The sequence below is a fragment of the Meiothermus luteus genome (genome assembly GCF_003574085.1).
Classification (GTDB): Bacteria; Deinococcota; Deinococci; order Deinococcales; family Thermaceae; genus Meiothermus; species Meiothermus luteus.
Genome location: NZ_QWKZ01000061.1, coordinates 1 through 16,660, shown reverse-complemented (window position 1 = coordinate 16,660; position 16,660 = coordinate 1). Strand labels below are relative to the sequence as shown.

General features: G+C 65.5%; 14 protein-coding genes and 3 pseudogenes. 3 read left to right on the top strand and 14 right to left on the bottom strand.

Annotated elements, in window-relative coordinates:
• Both Mlute_RS09735 and Mlute_RS09730 read left to right on the top strand, forming a co-directional pair.
• Positions 1-531, top strand: a pseudogene (locus Mlute_RS09735) (VWA domain-containing protein); the annotation flags it as partial.
• Between the two features lie 30 nt (positions 532-561).
• A complete protein-coding gene (locus Mlute_RS09730; RefSeq protein WP_245958926.1) occupies positions 562-2,448 on the top strand; it encodes a S8 family serine peptidase in 1,887 nt (628 codons plus the stop codon).
• Between the two features lie 144 nt (positions 2,449-2,592).
• Here Mlute_RS09730 and Mlute_RS09725 read toward each other — a convergent pair whose 3' ends face one another.
• The 3 genes from Mlute_RS09725 to Mlute_RS09715 all read right to left on the bottom strand — a co-directional run bounded on the left by Mlute_RS09725 (position 2,593) and on the right by Mlute_RS09715 (position 6,430).
• Complete coding sequence (locus tag Mlute_RS09725) at positions 2,593-5,343, bottom strand: DNA translocase FtsK (protein WP_119360477.1); 2,751 nt, start codon at positions 5,341-5,343, stop codon at positions 2,593-2,595.
• 91 nt (positions 5,344-5,434) lie between these two features.
• A complete protein-coding gene (locus Mlute_RS09720) occupies positions 5,435-5,923 on the bottom strand; it encodes an OmpH family outer membrane protein (RefSeq protein ID WP_245958925.1) in 489 nt (162 codons plus the stop codon).
• Positions 5,924-5,938: 15 nt separating this feature from the next.
• On the bottom strand, positions 5,939-6,430 hold the full coding sequence (locus Mlute_RS09715; RefSeq protein ID WP_119360479.1) for an OmpH family outer membrane protein: 492 nt from the start codon (positions 6,428-6,430) through the stop codon (positions 5,939-5,941).
• Positions 6,431-6,553: 123 nt separating this feature from the next.
• Here Mlute_RS09715 and Mlute_RS09710 point away from each other — a divergent pair, with 123 nt between their 5' ends.
• Positions 6,554-6,988, top strand: a complete 435-nt coding sequence (locus tag Mlute_RS09710; protein ID WP_119360475.1) for a hypothetical protein — start codon at positions 6,554-6,556, stop codon at positions 6,986-6,988.
• Between the two features lie 39 nt (positions 6,989-7,027).
• On the opposite strand, the gene thrS is transcribed toward Mlute_RS09710, so the two are convergent.
• The 11 genes and pseudogenes from thrS to Mlute_RS09655 form a co-directional block, all read right to left on the bottom strand.
• Positions 7,028-8,992 carry a threonine--tRNA ligase gene (thrS, locus tag Mlute_RS09705; protein WP_119360478.1) on the bottom strand — a complete coding sequence of 655 codons (1,965 nt, stop codon included), beginning with the start codon at positions 8,990-8,992 and terminating at the stop codon, positions 7,028-7,030.
• Positions 8,993-9,189: 197 nt separating this feature from the next.
• Entirely contained in the window at positions 9,190-9,609 is a 420-nt protein-coding gene (locus tag Mlute_RS09700) for an OsmC family protein (protein ID WP_119360474.1), read from the bottom strand.
• Positions 9,610-9,645: 36 nt separating this feature from the next.
• Positions 9,646-10,095, bottom strand: coding sequence for a divergent PAP2 family protein (locus Mlute_RS09695; RefSeq protein WP_119360473.1), 450 nt, complete (start codon positions 10,093-10,095; stop codon positions 9,646-9,648).
• 19 nt (positions 10,096-10,114) lie between these two features.
• Positions 10,115-10,971, bottom strand: a pseudogene (locus Mlute_RS09690) (tetrahydrofolate dehydrogenase/cyclohydrolase catalytic domain-containing protein).
• Between the two features lie 70 nt (positions 10,972-11,041).
• Positions 11,042-11,506, bottom strand: coding sequence for a transcription antitermination factor NusB (gene nusB, locus Mlute_RS09685; RefSeq protein WP_119360472.1), 465 nt, complete (start codon positions 11,504-11,506; stop codon positions 11,042-11,044).
• Entirely contained in the window at positions 11,496-11,828 is a 333-nt protein-coding gene (locus tag Mlute_RS09680; protein WP_119360471.1) for an Asp23/Gls24 family envelope stress response protein, read from the bottom strand. Before Mlute_RS09680 ends, nusB begins: the two co-directional genes overlap by 11 nt.
• Before the next feature lie 38 nt (positions 11,829-11,866).
• Positions 11,867-12,937 (bottom strand): branched-chain amino acid ABC transporter permease, encoded by a 1,071-nt coding sequence (locus Mlute_RS09675; RefSeq protein ID WP_119360470.1) that lies wholly within the window; start codon positions 12,935-12,937, stop codon positions 11,867-11,869.
• Between the two features lie 12 nt (positions 12,938-12,949).
• Positions 12,950-14,848, bottom strand: coding sequence for an AMP-binding protein (locus Mlute_RS09670; protein ID WP_119360469.1), 1,899 nt, complete (start codon positions 14,846-14,848; stop codon positions 12,950-12,952).
• Positions 14,845-15,600 (bottom strand): ABC transporter ATP-binding protein, encoded by a 756-nt coding sequence (locus Mlute_RS09665; protein WP_119360468.1) that lies wholly within the window; start codon positions 15,598-15,600, stop codon positions 14,845-14,847. The genes Mlute_RS09670 and Mlute_RS09665 overlap by 4 nt, the downstream gene beginning before the upstream one ends.
• Before the next feature lie 12 nt (positions 15,601-15,612).
• The gene (locus Mlute_RS09660; protein ID WP_119360467.1) at positions 15,613-16,398 is read right to left on the bottom strand and encodes an ABC transporter ATP-binding protein; all 786 of its coding nucleotides are present in this window, start codon (positions 16,396-16,398) and stop codon (positions 15,613-15,615) included.
• A gap of 1 nt (position 16,399) precedes the next feature.
• A pseudogene (locus Mlute_RS09655) lies at positions 16,400-16,660 on the bottom strand (branched-chain amino acid ABC transporter permease); the annotation flags it as partial.

Here is a 16,660-nt window from a genome sequence, read left to right as displayed (position 1 = left end):
GCCCTGGCCACCGACCTTTCGCGCTCCTGGAAAGACTGGCCAGGGGTCCCAGGCCTGCTGGGGGAGCTGCTGCGCTGGCTTGCCCAGACCCCGGCCCGCCCCCGGGTGCAGGCGGTGCGGGAGCCTGGGGGGGTGCGGGTGGTCCTGGAGGGCCAGTTTGAACGCCCGAGGCTGCGGGTTGGGGGCCTGGAGCAACCCCTGGCGCCGGTCGGTCCTTTGCGTTACGAGGCCCGCCTGCCGGGGGAGGTGTTGGGAGAGGCGGTGGTTTTGGAAAACGGGCGGCCCCGCGTACGCTTTGCCCTGCCCAGCCTGCCCGAGTGGCGGTTGGAGGATGGCCGGGAGAACCTAAAGCGTCTCTCAGAGGCCAGCGGGGGCCGCCTTCTGAACGATGTTGCAGAGCTTAGGCGCCTCCCCCAGCGGAAGGACCTCGCCCTGCGGGAGCCCCTCCTTGTGCTGGCCCTGCTGGTGTTCCTGCTCGAGCGTTACGCCGAGCGGCGCCGAAGGGAGCTTTCTTGGGTTAGAAGAGCTTGACTTTGCCCGCCGGCAGGGTAGTTTGGGGACGTGCGCTTTTGGTGGATGGCCCTTTTGCCCCTGTTCGCGGCCTGTGCCTCCTTGGGGGTGGCCCCTTCCATTCCCCGCGAGGTGGTGATGGAGGGAACCCGGGGCTCTTTTGTGCTGCGGGTAGGCTCGAGCGTGGCCTGGCGGCTGGACTCCCTGGACAACTGGCTCTTGGTTAGCCCATCCCAGGGGGTTGGCCCCCACACGGTGGAGCTGCAGGCCCGCTTTGAAGGGGAGACCGAGGACCAGGCCGAGTACCTGGGGGGCCTGCTCCTTTCGGGGGATGTACACGGGAGCATTGCGGTGCGCCTACCGCTGGTGCGCGTGGTGGGCCGACTGGAGGAGGTGGGGGGGTTTCGGGTCCAGGGGGCCAGGGGGCTGCCCAGCGGGGGGGTGCGCTCCCAGGCCGCAGCGGCGGGGCGGCCCGAGGTTTTGGTCAAGTACCGCGCCGACCTTCGGCAGGTGGCGCTGCCCCAGGGAAGCCGGGTCCTCTCCCACGACCGCATCAGCCGCATCACCCGTTTGCAAGCCGACCAGCCCGAGGCCCTCTTAGAGCGCCTGCGGCTTGACCCCAGCGTGGAGTGGGCCGAGATTAACGGCGGCGTGCAGGTGCTGGGGGAGCCGGCCGACCAGTACTACCCTGAGCAGTGGTACCTGCACAGCACGGGGGCCCGCTTCACCTACCTACAGAACTACAGCAACCCGGTTACCGTAGCGGTGGTGGACACCGGGGTTCGCTACGACCACCCCGACCTGGCCGGACGGCTCTGGCGGCCAGGGGAGGGCGCCTACGACTTTGTGGGCGACTCCGTAGACCCCAACAATCCTTGTGGCAGCCCGCCCCTTGGGGCGGTGGGCGACCCTGATCCCACCGACCCCTGTGACCAGGGCTTTCCTAGCGGTGGGAGCCACGGGACCCATGTGACCGGAATCATAGCGGCGAACAGCGGAAGCTTCCCCCCGCCCTGCCCTACCTGCTCCGACTCGGGGATTGTGGGGATGGCTTACAACGCCCCCATCAAGGTATTGCCCCTGCGGGTGCTGGACACCATGGGCAACGGAACCTTTGAGAGCGTGGCCCTGGCCGTGCGCTACGCCGCGGGAATTCCGGTGGAGCGTGGGGGGCAGGTGTTGACCAATCCGAACCCCGCTCAAGTCATCAACCTTTCGCTGGGTTCCACGGTTTATTCCAACGCCATGTGTGAAGCGGTGGCGGACGCGGTGGCCCGGGGGGTGCTGGTGGTGGCCGCGGCGGGCAACTACCAGCAGCAGAACCCGGGGGCTTTGGTCTACCCGGCGGCCTGTCCTGGGGCCATCGCGGTGGCCGCTACCGACCGGAACCACCAGGTGGCCCCCTACAGCCAACAGAACGGCTCGGTGAGCATTGCTGCGCCAGGAGGAGCTTTGGGGGGGGGTATTCTCTCCACCACCTGGGACTACACCACCGGCCTTCCCAACTACAGCTTCTACATGGGCACCTCCCAAGCCGCCCCCCAGGTGGCCGCGGCGCTGGCCATGCTGCTGTCTGCGGCCAAGGTTCACACCGGCCCGGAGGCCTGGGAACGTCTTAGGGCCACCGCGACCGATCTGGGGCCAGAGGGGCGGGATGACGCGTATGGGTACGGGCTTTTGAACCTTCCTGGGGCGTTTGCTTGGACGCTGCCTAAGGGGGGGTTTGCCTTGAGTTTCAGCGGCCCTGGCACAAGACGGGTCTCTGCCCCAAACGGAGTCTTTGAGTTGTATCTGGTGCCGGGCCCCTACCGGCTAAAGGCCTGCCGCGACGACTCCGGAAACGGCCTTTGCGACCCTGGGGAGCCCGGGCTCGAGCGCGACCTACAGGTGAACAGCGGGGGTACCCTTGACCTGGGCACCCTGCAGATAGGGCCATAGCAGGGGTTTCTTTGCTGCTGTGAGGATTCCCGATGACTGGCTTCGGCGCCTTTCCCTTTCTTGACCAGGTTAGGGCCCACGACGACGAGGCGCTGATGGAACGGGTGCAGGCCAACCCCTTGGGGTTTTCCTGGCTGGACGGGTCTACTTCCCCCCAAAATACTCCGCAAGCTGGTCGCGGGTAATCAGCACCTCCCGGGGCTTGCTGCCCTGGTGCGGCCCCACGATGCCCATGGCCTCGAGGGCGTCTACCAGCTTGCCGGCGCGGGCGTGGCCCACTGAGAGCCGCCGCTGGAGCCTGCTGACCGAGGCGTAGCCCTCCTCAATCACGATTTCGGCGGCTTTTTTGAGGAGGGGGTCGCCGAAGTCAATCTCGCCGGTCTCCCCACCCCCGCCCCCGCCCAGGTTCAAGGGGCCCTCAAAATCGGGGCCGTACTGCGCCACAAAGGTGTCCTCGAAGCTCTGCTCGCGCAGGAACTCGGCGATGCGGTGAACCTCGGTTTCCGAGAGGAAGGGCCCCTGCAGCCGCACCGGTTTGGGCAGGCCCGGCTGGTGGAAGAGCATGTCGCCCTGCCCCACCAGCCGCTCGGCCCCGTAGGTGTCCAGGATGGTGCGGGAGTCGAAACCCGAGGAGACCGCAAAGGCCATGCGGGCCGGGATGTTGACCTTGATGAGCGAGGTCAGGATGTCCACCGAGGGGCGCTGGGTGGCCAGAATCAGGTGCATGCCGGTGGCCCGGGCCATCTGGGCCAGGCGCAAGATGGCCTGCTCGACTTCCTTGGGGGCGGTGATCATCAGGTCGGCCAGCTCGTCAATCACGATGACCAGGTAGGGGAGGGTGGGCTCACCCGCCGCGCGCATTTTCTGGTTGAACTGCTCGAGGTTCCTGGCCCCCACCTGGCTCATCATCTTGTAGCGCCGCTCCATGTGGGCCACCGCGCCCAACAGCACCCCGGCGGCGTCGGCGGGGTTGGTGACCACCGGGCGTACCAGGTGCGGGATGCCCTCGTAAGGGGTGAGCTCGACCATCTTAGGGTCAATCATCAAGAAGCGCAGCTCGGTGGGAAGGTACTTGAAGAGCAGACTGGTAATGAGGGTGTTCACCGCCACCGACTTGCCCGAACCCGTTGACCCCGCAATCAGGAGGTGGGGCATTTTGGCCAGGTCGCGCACCCAGACCTCGCCGTCGATGCTCTTGCCCAGCACCATGGGCAGGATGTCCTTGCTACGGGCAAAGGCAGCAGACTGAATGGCCTCGCTGTAGCGCACCAGCTCGCGCTCGGCGTTGGGCACCTCGAGGCCGATCACGCTCTTGCCCGGAATGGGGGCCTCGATGCGCACCGAGCCCGCGGCCAGGGCCAGGGCCAGGTCGTTGTGCAGGTTCTGCACCCGGCTGATTTTCTCGCCGGGGGCGGGCTCGAGCTCAAACCGGGTCACGGTAGGCCCGCGCGACCAGCCCACCACCCGGGCCTCCACCCCGTGGTGGGCCAGGGTGGTGTTGATGAGCTCAGCCTGACGCCGGGTGATGAGCTCCAGGGCTTTGGGGTCGTGCCGGGGGGGCTCGGGGGGGTCAAGCAGCTCGAGGCTGGGGAGCCGCAACGCGGTGGTCTGCCTTGGGGCTTGAGGCGGGTTTTTGGGAGCCTCGGCCTTGGGGGCGCTGCGGGGGGTTTCCACCTTCTCGGGCTCAGGGAAGATGAAGTCGAAGTCCAAGGCTGGTTCTGGGGTTGTAGGGGCTCGAGCGGTGGCCACCTCAAAGGCCGGTGGCTCACCGCCCAAGCCCCTCTCCAGAAGGGCCCGTAGCCCCGCCGGGTGGGCCTCCTTTGGGGCGGCCCCCGCCCACTCGGCCCAGCGCAGCCAGCCGTCTGCTCGGCGCTCCAGGTCTTGGAGCAGCTCCTCGGTCTTCTGCCACTCTAGGAGGCGCTGGCGGTGGCTTTCTAGGGCCTCCAGCAGGCCTGGAGCGGTGATGGGCCCCTTTAGCGCCCGCGTGGCCCGCTCGGCTTGGCGGGCAAGGTTTTGGGACCTCTCGAGCAGGGCGCCAACCTCCAGCACCAAGGCCGCACGCTGTTCCTCTAGGGCTTGGGCCAGCCCTTCCCCAGGCAGCGGGGCGGCCAGCGCCGCGGCCAGGCGCTCGAGCCGGGCCGGGATGGGTTTGACTTCCGTGGCCAGCTTGCTCGCCAGCTCCCGTGCCCGCTCTGCACAGAAGTCCGAGAGCAGCTTGTCCAGGCCTCGTAGGCCCTCCTCATCGGAGGGCTGGCGCTGGAAGCGCAAAAGCTCGTCCTGCAGCGCGGTGAGGGCCTTGTGCTCGGGGTAGCGCTCGGCCAGGGCCCGGACCTCGCGCAGCAGCCGGGAGGCCCGCTGGGAGAGCCGATAGGCCCGTAGGAGGCGCCGTCCGGCCAGGACCACCCGCCGCAGGCCCTGGCCCAGCAGGAAGCCAGGCCGCTTTTGCAGGGCCAGGTCGGCCACCAGGCTCAGAGCCAGAAGGGGAAGGGCAAGGCCAAGGCCCCCCAAGCCGCTGGTCAGGAGGGCGTGAAACTGGGTTCCTAGGGTTCCGCCCAGGAATGGGTCGGCGTGGGCAGCTAAGGGCAGGGTAAGGAGCCCACCGGCCAGCCCCAGGAGGCTGGCCCGCAGGAATCCGCCCATGGGCTTTCCCAGAAGCAGCCAGAACCCCAGCACCGCCACCCAGGGCGGCAAGAGCCAGGACAGGTAGCCCAGGTTGCCTAGCAGGAGCCGTTGCAGCAGGCTGCCGAGCTGCCCCGCCAGGTTGGCGCCAAAATAGACTGCGGCACCCAGCAGCACCGCCAGGCCCAACACCAGCAAAGAGAAGGCTTCCAAGTCCCGCCGGTCCCCTCTCTGAGCCTGGCCTGTCTTCCCCTCTTTGGTTTTCCCCTTCGCCATCGGTTACGATTGTAGCACGTGGTCCCAAGGACTGGCCCAGACGTAAAAATCCGGGGCGGGAGGCGGCTCCCGCCCCGGGCAGAGCCCTCTTCTATTTGGGCAGGGCCTTGATGACGGCGTCGGTAATCTCCAGCTCCTCTGCCGCGTAGACCACCAGGCCGCTGGTGGCCGCCACCTTTTTGTCCAGGATGATGGCAAAGCCCTGCTGTTGGGCGATGCGCGCTATCACCTTGTCTATTTCTTCGGTGATGGGCTTTAGGGCTGTGTTGGCCCGCTCGGTCCACTTTTTCCCCGCCTCCTGAAGGCTCTGCGCGGCGATGCGGTAGTCCTGCTGGTCCTTGGCGGTGGCGTTGCCAGCGCGGATTTTGGCCTCTAGGGCCTGTATCTGGTCGCGAAGGGGCTTGAGCTCCCGTTCAGCTTGGTTGCGGATGTCCTGCACCTTTTTGAAGTCCTTGTGGGCCTGCACCACTTTTTCGGCGTCTACGTAGCCCACCCGGGTAGGGGTGGGGCGGTTTTGCGCCAAAAGCGTGCCTCCTAGGAGGAGGAAGGCTGTCATTGCCAGAATTGTCCAGTTCCTCATACTTCTCCCCGTTTTCTAACGCTTGGCCATTCCAGCCAGCACCGCCGGCGTCAGGTCTAGTTCACTCGCCGCGTACACCACCAGCCCGCTTTGTGCTGCAACCTCTTGGTCGAAGACCAGCCCAAAGCCTTGCTGTTGGGCGACTCGCGCCAAGACCCGCTCTATCTCTTGGGTGATGGGCGCCAGAGCGATGTTCTGACGCTCGGTCCACTTCCGCTCTACCTCCTGGAGCTTTTGCTGGAGGCTGCGGTAGGCCTGCTGCTCTTCTTGGGTGGCGCTTCCCGAGAGAATTTTGGCCTCTAGCCCCTGAAGCTCTTCCCGCAAGGGTTTAAGCTCGCCTTGGGCTTGGCCTTGAATCTCGCGGACCCAGCCAAACCCGGCGTGGGCCTCCACCGCTGCGCGGACGTTGAGGTAGCCGATTTTTTCTGCGGGCCTGTCCTGTGCCGAGATTAGACCGCTTAAAAAAAGCCCCGCCAGCGACGGCGCGAGCAGCGGGAAACGCCTCATATAGGCTTTACTGTAAGGCTTGGCCCTTAGCAAAGCGTGAGAGATGGGCCCCTGGTAGTTTAGGCCTTTGTGGGCTATGTTATCGCCTGTTGAGGCCAGGGGCCTCTTCGCAGAGGTGAAGCGATGCGACGTACCCTTCTTTTCGTCCTTTTGTTTCTGGCGGTAGCTTCAACCGGCTGGGCCCAGCGGGCCTTCCAGTTTAGGGTTTCGGTGCCCAATCCCAGCCTCGGCCTTGGTCTGGAGGCCAACCTACAGCGTGACCTGGTGGCCCTCCTCTACGGGGATGTGGTCTTCTCAGGCCCTCGCTTTTTGCTCGGAGGTGAGGTGCTCTTCAAGCCCGACCTGGGCCAGTTTGACCGCGACCTGCGGGGCATTAGGCCCTATTTCGGGGGCGGGCTGGGCCTGGGGCTGCCCAACGCCGAGTTTGCCCTTGCCTTGAGCGCGGGGGTGGAGTTTGCCCTGGACAGAAGCACCGGTTTGTTCATCGGTGGCCAGAGCCTCTTCCCCTTCAACGCCCCCTCTTACGGGCGGCTGCTTTTTGGGGCTACCTTCCGCTAGCGGGCTTTGCTGCCCACCCTGGCTTGGGCCGGGGTGGGCCTATTTTTTCTCCTCCACCCGTTGCTTCATTTCCTGAATGAGGTCAGCCAGGGCCAAGGCCCGGTGCTCCCGCACGTGCCGCTCACGCAGGTTGACCATTCCCGACTCGGCTTCTTTGTCCCCCACCACCAGGATGAGCGGCACCTTTTGTAGCTCTGCGTCGCGCACCTTGGCGTTCATGCGCTCGGGGCGGGTGTCTACCTCTGTCCGGAAGCCCTGGGCCCTAAGGGCCTGGGCCACCTCCAGGGCGTAGGGGTGGTGCCGGTCGGCGATGGGCACCACCACCGCTTGCACCGGGGCCAGCCAGAGGGGGAAGTCGCCCGCGAAGTGTTCAATCAAGATACCGATAAAGCGCTCCAGGGAGCCGAAGGGGGCTCGGTGGATCATCACCGGGCGGTGCTCAGCCCCATCCGGGCCCGTGTAGGTGAGCCTGAAGCGTTCAGGAAGGTTGTAGTCTACCTGGATGGTGCCAAGCTGCCACTCTCGGCCCAGCACGTCCTTGACCACAAAATCAAGCTTGGGCCCATAAAAAGCCGCGTCGCCCGGCTCAATGCTGTAGCGGAGGCCGGCCTCCTCGCAGGCCTGGACGATCTGCCTTTCGGCCGCGCTCCACACCTCTTCGGAGCCTACGTACTTATCCGAACCAGGGTCGCGAACCCCCACCCGGGCCCGGTAGCTGCCAAGGCCCAAGGTGGAGAAAACCTTGAGCACCAGGTCCAAAACCCCTAGGAATTCGTCCTTGACCTGCTCAGGGGTGCAGAAGATGTGGGCGTCGTCCTGGGTGAAGCCGCGGACCCGGGTGAGGCCGTTGAGTTCACCCGAGAGCTCGTAGCGGTAGACCGTGCCGAACTCGGCCAGGCGCAGCGGCAGCTCGCGGTAGGAGCGGGGTTTGTGGGCGTAGATTCGGATGTGGTGAGGGCAGTTCATGGGTTTGAGCATGTACTGCTCATTTTCGTTGCGCTCGCCCAAGTCCATGAGGGGAAACTGGCTGTCGGCGTAGTAGGGGAAGTGCCCGCTGGTCTTGTAAAGCTCCACGCTTCCAATGTGCGGGGTGGCGACGAGTTGGTAGCCGCGGCGCAGTTGTTCCTCGCGCATGAAGGCGATGAGTTCCTCGCGCAGCACGTTGCCCTTAGGAAGCCAGATAGGCAGTCCCTTGCCCACCAGGGGATCGAGGAGGAAGAGCTCGAGCTCCCGGCCCAGTTTGCGGTGGTCCCGCTTCTTGGCCTCTTCCTGCTGCCAGAGGTGGTTTTCCAGCTCCTCTTTGGTGCGGAAGGCGATGCCGTAGACCCGTTGCAGCATGGGCCTGCGGGCATCCCCCCGCCAGTAAGCCCCGGCGATGCCGGTGAGCTTGAAGTGAGGGGGGATGCGCCCTGTGCTGGGCACGTGGGGGCCCCGGCAAAGATCGGTGAAGCCGTAGTTGTCGTCGCCTTGCTGGTAGAAGCTGATCTCCTCCTCTTCGGGAAGCTCCTGGATGAGCTCGGTTTTGTAGGGGTCTACGTCCTGGTAGCGGGCTAGGGCCTCCTCCCGGGGGAGCACAAAGCGCCTTAGGGGGAGGTCGTCGGCCACGATGCGGCGCATCTTTTCCTCTATGGCCGGCAGGTCTTCCTCCCGTAGGGGAAGGGGGGCTTCCAGGTCGTAGTAGAACCCGTTTTCTATCACCGGCCCGATGGCCAGCTTCACGTCCTCGGGCTTGAAGCCACGCTCGGCGTAGAGCTCCCGAACGGCTTGGGCCAGCACGTGGGCTAGGGTGTGGCGGAAAAGCGCTGCGTACTCAGGGTCTTTTTCGGTCAGGATGCGCACCGAGGCCCCGTCCGGAAGCGGCTTTAGGAGATCGTAGAGCTCACCGTTTACGATGGCCCCCACTGCGGCCCTGGCCAGGCCCGGGCCGATGGAGCGGGCTACGTCAAAGGCGGTGGCCCCAGGGGAGAGCTCAAGGTTTCGTCCGTCGGGAAGCACAGCGTTCATACGCACCTCAAAAAAAACCCGGCCCCAGCAACTGGGCCGGGAGAACCCCACTCAGCCCTAGGGGTTCTCCCCAGCTTGGCAGGTCTGCCAGGGCTTCATCCTGCCAAGAGTTTACGGCCTACAGGGAAAGGGCGTCAAACCCCGGCCCACCGCGCAGCGGGTTTGGTAGCCAGGGGGCCGGGGCCGCGCGCTTGGGTTTAAACCAGCTTAGCCTCCAGGGTTATCTCTGGGACCGCGGCCAGGGCTTTGGAAATAGGGCACTTGGCCTTGGCCTCCTGGGCCAGCTCGAGGAACTTCTCCGGGGCTATGCCGGGAACTTTAGCGGTGAGGGCAAGCTCAATTTTGGTGATCGTGGGGCCTTCCCCCAAATGGACCCGGGCCGTGACGTTTAGCTCCTCCGGGGGTGTGTTGTGGTTGGTGAGGAGGGCCGAGAGGTACATGGCGTAGCAGCCCGCGTGGGCTGCGCCCACCAACTCCTCGGGGTTGGTTCCTGCGCTGTCGGCAAAGCGGGAAGCCCAGGTGTAGGGCCCCTCGTAGACCCCGCTTTCCAGCTTTAGATGCCCTTGGCCCTCCTTCAAGCTACCCTTCCAGACCGCGCTGGCTGAACGTACAGGCATAACCGGCTCCTTTCCCCTACCATCATGCCAGCTTTCCTAGAAGAAAGCAAAGCTGGCCAGCGCGAAAAGAACGCCCAACAGGGCCCCTACCGCGACCTCGAGGTAGGTGTGCCCCAGAAGCTCCTTCAAGGGCTCAGGCTTGGGGCCTTGCTGAAAGACCGCGCGAAACTCCTCAAATAGGTCGTTCAGACGTTGGGCGTGTAGCCCGGCTGCCCGGCGGATGCCGGTGGCGTCGTACATTACGATAATGGCCAGCACCACCGCGATGGCGAAGTAGGCACTGTCCAGGCCCTCGGTGAGGCCTACGCCGGTGGCCAGGGCGGCCACCGTAGCCGAATGGGAGCTCGGCATACCCCCTGTCTCAGCCAGCCGCTCCCACTCCCAACGCTTTTCAACCCAGTAGTAGATGAAGAGTTTTATGAGCTGGGCCAACACGCTGGCCAGGATGGCCGTCCAGAGCACCTGGTTGCTCAGAAGTTCGTGCATAGGCCGCGCCAGCCCGATTCTAACCTGCTCGCTCCCCGCGCCGCCAAAGGGCGGCCTTCACCGTGTTGTAAAGCAGCATGGCCACGGTCATGGGGCCTACCCCTCCAGGCACCGGGGTCAGCGCGGCAGCCACCTCGGCCACCCGAGGGTCCACATCCCCCACCAGGATGTCGCGGCCCCTTTCATCCTGCCCCACCCGGTTGATGCCCACGTCCACCACCACCGCCCCAGGCCGCACCATCTCGGGGGTGATGAGCCCCGGCCTACCCACCGCGGCCACCATTCTGCGCGGCGGCAGACCTCAGCTAGGTTCTGGGTCCGGGAGTGGGCCAGGGTTACGGTGGCGTTCTCCCGCAGGAGGAGGGCGGCCAGCGGCTTGCCCACCAGGTTGCTCCGCCCCACGATGACCGCGTTCTTTCCCGCTAGGGGGATCCCGTAGTGTTTCAGTAGGCGCACCACGCCCGCGGGGGTGCAGGACTCCAGCGCCTCCAGGCCCATCCACATCCGCCCGGCGTTCACCGGGGTCAGGCCGTCTACGTCCTTTTTGGGGTCAATGGCCTCCAACACGGTGTTGAAGTTCACCTGGGGGGGCAGCGGCGACTGGACCAGGATACCGTCCACCCCGGGGTCTTGATTCAACCGGACGACGTGGGCCAGCAGGGCCTCTTGCGAGGTGGACGCGGGGAAGACATCCACCTGGCTGGACAGGCCCAGCCGCCGGGCCTGGCGGTCTTTTAGGCGCACGTAGGCCACCGAGGCAGGGTCTTCCCCAAGCCGCACCACCCGCAGGTGGGGTGTGTAGGGCAGCCGGGTCAAGAGGGTTCGGAGCTCTTCGTAGACGGCTTCTGCTGCTGGAGGGCCGGCAAGTTTTAGCATACTGAACCTCAAAGGACCGCACACGGCACCTCGGGGCGGTAGCCCCTTCTCTTAGCTTCTGCTGTGGTTTTTAACCCCGCTCGAGCTTGGGGGCGGCCCGCAGCTCACCCGCCTCAATCCGCCGGTGGAGGCGGGCCAGCACCCCGTTGACGAAGCGGCCGGAGTCCTCCCCCCCGTAGCGCTTGGCGATCTTGACCGCTACCTCAATGAGGGGGGGGTAAGGGGTGGGCTCAAAGAGCATCTCGTAGGTGGCCAGCCGAAGCACCGAGAGGTCGGTCTGGGCCATCTGGCCGAAGCTCCAGCCCTCAATGGTGGACCTGAGGGCCTCGTCCACCGCTGCCTGCTGGGCCTGGTAGCCCCGCACCAAGCGGTCGGCAAAGGCCAGGCTCTCGGCGTCCAGGGGCTCCGCCTCGAGCTCGCCCTCCTCGGCGGCCTGGGCCTCAAGGGCGTGCTGCCAGGCCTCCTCGAGGGGTACCCCCCCCACCGCGTGCTCAAAAAGCACCTTGAAGGCCAGCTCGCGCGCCTTACGCCGCATGGGCCTCCTTGTACTCCACCGCCACCACCGTTACGTTCACGGCCTTTACTTTGAGCCCGGTAGCAGCGGTGACCGCTTCTGCCACCGCCCGCTGGGCCTCCTTGGCGGCTTCAATGAGCGAGCGGCCGTAGTCCACGGATAGGTTTAGGTCTACCGTCAAGGTGTCTCCCTCGCGCTCGATCCGCACCGGGCGGGTGCGCCGGGAGAGCACCTCCCCCACGCTCCTCGCACCCCCCGGGGCCAGCCGGATTCCCTTTTGCTCCTCTAGGGCCAAGGCGACCAGGCTCACCAGGGCCGACTCAGATAGGTCGTAGTCCACCATACCTGATAGTTTACAGCTGGACCGAAAGCCGGCCCTTTTTAGTAGGGCAGCGGCCAGGTGCGGAAGTAGTCGCGGATGCGGCCCCAAAGCCCCACCAGGCCACGGGGCTCCAGAATCAAGAAGAGCAGGATGAGCGCCCCAAAGGCCACACTGCGCCAGGCCGAAAGCTGGGCTACGTACTGCGGGCCAAAGGCCCCGGCCACCACGCTCAAAAGCTCTGGGATGAGCACGATGAAAAAAGCGCCCAGCACCGCTCCCAGAATCGTTCCAGCCCCTCCTACGATGACGATGGCCAGGTACTGGATGCTGAAGGCCAGCACGAAGTTGTCCGGGGTAACTGCACCCAGCAGGTGCATGAGGATTCCGCCCGCTACCCCGCCGTAGAAGGCCGAAAGGGCGAAGGCGGTGAGCTTGGAGCGGACCAGGTCCACCCCGGAGAGTTGCGCTGAGAGGTCGTTGTCCCGGACCGCGAACCAGGCCCGGCCGGCTCGAGTGGAGAGCAGGCGCTTGGCGTAGAAGAACATGGGGATCGCGAAGGCCAGGCCGATGTAGAAGACCACCCGGTCGTCGGCCAGGGGCAGCCCCAGGAAGGTGGCCTCGGCGGGCAGCTTGCGCCCCGCCACCCCGCCGGTGAACTCGGTCCAGCGTTTGAAGACATAGTCGGCCAGGAACTGAAAGGCCAGGGTGGCGATGGCCAGGTAGACCCCCTTGATGCGCAAGGAGGGGATACCCAGCACCACCCCAATCGCCCCGGCTACCAGCCCCCCAAGCAGGATGCCCAAGGGGGCCAGGTCGCCCGAGAGGTGGCTCGAGACGTAAGCTCCAATCCCCACAAAGGCGGCCTGGCCGAGGGAAATCTGGCCAGCCCCGCCGACCAACAGGTGCAGCCCTAGCCCCGCCAGGGCGGCCACCAGAATCTGGGTGGCCACGAACATAGGGTACTGGGGCAAAAGCAGGGGTAGGAGCAGCAGGCCCACCAGCGCGAGACCCAGCCAGAAGCGCCCCTGAGGGGTACTGGCGTAGGCCTCGTCCTGGCGATAGTCCTCTCGGACGGTTCGGGAGAAGCGGCGGCTAAAGGCGTCGGTTAGGGTCTGGCTTAGGCGGTACATGCGCTTTGCCTCCTATGCGCCTACCTTCGGTTGGGAGCCCACCGGCGGGCCCACATCGGCGATGCGCACCTCGGCCTCGAGGGTTCCCTGCCCTTCTAGGTAGCGGATGGGCAGGGTGAGGCGCACCTGTGTAGAGCCGTCGTAGAGGGCCTGCAAAAGCTCAGCATAACGGGCCTCCACCGTGCCCCGTTTGACCTTTCGGGTGCGGGTGACCTCTTCATCGTCGGCGTGGAGTTCCTTGGGCAAAACCGCAAAGCGACGCACCCTTAGCTCCTCAGGCAAGCTGGCGCAGGCCATGGACAGCTCCTGGGCGATGAGGGCGTAGACCTCGGGGTGGGCGGCCAGGCTTTGATAGGTGGTGAAGACGATGCCCCGCTTGCGGGCCCAGTTTTGGGTGTTCTCTGGGTCAAGCTCAATGAGGGCGGTGACGAAGGGGCGTCCGTGGCCAATGACCACCGCTTCGCGGATGTAGGGGGAGTATTTGAGGCGGTTTTCCAGAAACTGGGGGGCAAAGCGGGTGCCGTCGGCCAGGGCCCCTACCTCCTTAAGGCGCCCCAGCAGGATGAGGTGGCCGTCCTCGTTGAAGAAGCCCGCGTCCCCGGTACGGAACCAGCCGTCCTCGGTGAAGCTATCCCGGGTGGCGGCCTCGTTTTTGAAATAGCCGGCAAAGACCTGGGGTCCTCTGACCTGTATCTCGCCGTCGGGAGCGATGCGCACCTGGGTGTTGGGCAGGGGTTTGCCCACCGTCTCGGGGGGGGTGTCCCCTGGGAGGTGGGCCACGGTGGTCGCCGCGGTTTCGGACTGGCCGTAGACCTGCCGGATGTCCACCCCCAGGGCGCGGAAAAAGGTGAAGACCTCAGGGCCCAAGGGGGCTCCGCCGGTGGCGGCGATGCGGCAAGCCGCCAGGCCCAGCCGGGCCCGGATGGGGCGGGCCACCAGGGGGTAGGCCAAGGCTCGAGCCAGGTTCAGGCCGAAGCCGATGGGTTCGTTGCGAAACTCCCGCTGGGCGCACTCTAAAAGCGCCCCCATTCCCCAGCGGTAAATCGCCTTTTTAAGACCATCGGCGTCCTCCATGCGGCTTCGCACCAAGGCCGCAGCGTCCTCCCAAAGCCGGGCAGGGGCCAGGTAGAAGTCGGGCTGGACCTCCTTTACATCCTCCCGCAAGGTGATGGGGTCCTCGGGGAAGTGGACCACCGTGCCGTCGGTGAGGTTGCGCACCACGGTGAGCATCTGCTCACCAATCCATGGCAAGGGCAGGTAGGAGAAGACCCACTCCCCCCCGCGGATGCTGATGGTGGCCCGTCCGGCCTCGGCGCCGGCGATGAGCTGAGCGTGGGTGAGCATGGCCAGCTTGCTGCGGGCGGTGGTTCCGGAGGTAGGGGCCAAGAGGGCCACGGTCTCGGGCCCTACCCGGGCCTTGGCCGCCTCCACCTGGCCGCGGTGGTGGGGGCCTCGAGCCAGAGCGCTGCTAAAGGGACGTACCTTCTCGCTCCAGTATCGGCTCATTCCGGCCTCTTCCCAGACCAAGACAAAGCGCAACCGGTCTAGATGGGGCAGCACCTTGTCAAGCTGCTCCTCGTCGGAGACCACCACCCCCTGGCACTCCGAGAACTCTATGAAGTAGCCCACCTCCTCGGGCATGGCATCGGCGTAGATGCCCATCGGCATGACCCCCAGGGTCTGGGCGGCCAGCTCGGCCTCCACCCACTCGGGGGCGTTCTGCCCCAGGATGGCCAGGACCCCCCCGGGCTCCAGGCCAAGCTCCAAAAGCCCCCCAGCTAGGTGTTCTACCTTTTCCCGCAAGCGGGCCCAGGGGGTGGTTTCCCATACCCCATAGCGCTTGACCCGCATGGCCGGGGCCCTGGGGCGGACCTCGGCGTGGTGGGCCAGATAGTCCAGGAGGGTTCTCATGCCGACCTCCCCAGGTAGGCCTCGGCCACCCGCCGATCTTCCCGTACCCCAGCGGGCTCACCCTGATAGAGCACCTCGCCGTAGGACATCACCATTACCCCGGTGGAGAGCTCCAGCACCGCTTTTAAGTCGTGTTCTACCAAGACCAAGGTCACTCCCCATTCGCGCCTCGCATCCAGCAAGAAGCGGGCTAAGTCCTGTTTCTCCTCGAGGCTTAGCCCGGCCATAGGTTCGTCCAGCAGAAGGAGCTTGGGCCGCCCAGCTAGAGCCCGGGCCACCTCCACCCGCTTTTGCAGGCCGTAGGGAAGGGCCCCCGCGGGAACATGGCGGTAGGGGGAGAGGTGAAGGTAGTCGAGTACCTCCTCGGCATGGCGGCGGATCCTCCACTCTACTGAGGCTTTGGGCAGCAGGTCGGTGTAGGTGCCCACCGCCAGCTCGGCCCCTAGCTTGACGTTGTCCAGCACGGTCATTCCTCGGAATAGCTCGAGGTTTTGAAAGGTGCGCCCCAGCCCGCGCCGCACCCGCTCCTGAGGGCTTAGGGGGGCCAGGTCTTCCCCTAGAAAGCTCACCCGGCCCTGCTGGGGCTTGTAGAGGCCCGACAACACGTTCAGAAGGCTGGTCTTGCCTGCTCCGTTGGGACCAATTACTGCGAACAGGTCCCCCTCCGAAACGCTGAAGCTTATCCCCACCAGGGCTTTTACCCCCCGGAAGGAGAGGTGGAGGTCTTGGGCTTCTAGGAGTACCTTAGCCAACGCGCACCTCCTCTAGACCCACCGCTTCCGCCTGCGGTAGCGCTTAGCCTCTGCGAAGCCCCCGGCCACCGCTCCGCCCAGGTAGAACTCCATCACGTCCGCGTCGGCCTGGGCTTCTTGTGAAGTGCCTTCAAAAACGATGCGCCCCTGCTCCATGACGTAGACCCGCTCCACAATGGAAAAAGCTGCCTTGGCGTTCTGCTCCACCAGCAGCAAGGTTAGACCCTTCTCCCGCCGCAACTCGTCCAGCACCCGCATCACCTCTTCGGTGAGCTTGGGCGAGAGCCCCAGGCTGGGCTCGTCCACCACCAGGATTTTGGGCTCAGTTAGGAGGGCCATGCCTAGCAGCAGCATCTGTTGCTCTCCTCCCGAAAGGTAGCCGCCTTGCTCAAAACGGCGCTCGTAGAGCCGAGGGAAGCGCGCGAAAATCTCCTCGGTGATTGCCTTTTGTCGCTCAGGAGGTAGCTTGTGCCCGGCGGCCCGCAGGTTTTCCACCACGGTTAGGTAGCGGAAGATGGGGCGACCCTCCAGGATAGCGGTAAGCCCCAGCGAGGCTACCTTCAGGGCCGGTAGGTGGTGGCTTTCTTGGCCGTTTACGAGGATGCGGCCGTCCAGAATCCGCCCGTCGTATTGGGGTAGAAGCCCCGCCAAGGAGCGTACCAGGGTGCTTTTGCCTGCCCCATTGGGTCCCAGGAGAGCCACCGCCTCGCCCGCCCCGGCCCGCAGGCTGACCCCTTGGAGCGCCAGAATGACCCCCCGGTAGACCACCTTCAGGTTCTCCACTTGTATTTCCGCCATATCACACCCGCTCAATGCGGTGCTGCCCGAAGAGGCCGTATGGCCGGAACAACAGCACCAGCAGGACGATGAGGAAGGGGATGGCCTGGGTTATGCCGGGGAGCAAGGACTCTAGGTAAAGTTGGGAGAAGGCCTCAATAAGCCCGATCAGCAGCCCCGCCACCACCGCCCCGGGTACTGAGTCAAAGCCCCCTAGAATGGCCACTGGAAAGACCACCAGCCCCAACAGGATCAGGTGGTGCCCAGGTCTCCCGCCGCCGGC